This is a genomic window from Synechococcus sp. R5-13 (assembly GCF_047462015.1).
Classification (GTDB): Bacteria; Cyanobacteriota; Cyanobacteriia; order Thermostichales; family Thermostichaceae; genus Thermostichus.
Map to the genome: position 1 here is coordinate 1 of NZ_JANSIL010000201.1, position 1,193 is coordinate 1,193.

A 1,193-nucleotide genomic window follows, 5' to 3' on the forward strand; every position below is an offset into this window, starting at 1 on the left:
GACGTGGCGGAACGGCAGACGCGCTAGACTTAGGATCTAGTGCCGCAAGGCGTAAGGGTTCAAGTCCCTTCGTCCGCATGAGAATCCCCTACTTCCCCAGCCCTTTTCCCCCAAGAGGGCAGAAGTTCCCCCGGTCAACAGCAATGCTGACTGCCTTACGGTCGCTCGCCAGCAAGCCTAGGAGAGCCAAGGTGACAAAGCAAGCTCTCCCGCCGGCTAAAAGCAGACAGGGACACATCTCCCAGGCTAGAAGGCTTCTCGGTCCGCCTGCAGAGAAACTGGACTGGGTTGCTGCCACGAAAACCTTGGCTCTAGGCCGGAAAGATCACCTGCAGAATTTGCTCGGGGGCAATCGACTCCACCTTCCCATCGGCCCCCTTGACCGCCCGAAACGGCCCCTCTGAAGGCAGCAGCCGCAGCGGGTCGGTGGGCCCAAACAACGCCACCAGCGGCGTCTGGGTAGCCACCGCCAAATGCATAGGAGCACTGTCCACACACAACAGCAGCGTTGCCCCACCAATCAAGGCCGCCAGCTGCCCCAGCCGGACAGGACGGCTCACCGGCAGCTCCGGCAGTTGCGCCAGAAAGCCCTCCGCCAGCTGCTCATCCTCTGGCCCCACCACCAGCACCAACGGCAGCTCCGGCCGCTGCTCCCGAAAACCCTTGATGACCTTGACCCAGTTGGCAGAGGGATAGATCTTCTGAATTCCCTTCTCCTGCGACAGCTGGCTGGCCCCCGGATGCAACAGCACATAATCTTGAGCGGCATCCCCCAAAAGGCGCTTGCGTTCCTGCTCTGCCCACTCCAGGTCTGCTTTTTTCAGACGAATCTGGGGCAACCCCGCCGGCGCAGCAATGCCAAACCCCTGCACCAGGTCGTGGTACATCTGGGCCGCATACTGGGCTGGCTTCAGGGGCACCGGGTCGGTCAGCCAAGGTCGCCCCGGCCCCGGCGGCGCATAGCCCACCCGCTTGGGAATGCCGGTCAGCCACAACAACAGCTTGACCCCCAAGCTTCGGCCCAGGCTCAGCACTGCGTCGTACTGCCGCTCGCGAATGCGCCCCAGCAGGTCGCTGAGATCCCCCAACGACAGCTGTTCTTTGAACGGAAAAGTCAGCACCCGACTCACCGAAGGACAAACCTCATAAGCCCCTGCTGCCCGCGGCTCCACCAGCACCTCCAGCTCCGCCTC

Annotated in this window: 1 protein-coding gene; it reads right to left on the bottom strand. The window is 62.8% G+C overall.

The window, feature by feature from the left end:
* Nucleotides 1-311 precede the first annotated feature (311 nt).
* Nucleotides 312-1,193, bottom strand: an 882-nt coding sequence (locus NW840_RS13425) for a glycosyltransferase family 9 protein (RefSeq protein ID WP_414344813.1), incomplete at its 5' end; no start/stop codon positions are given.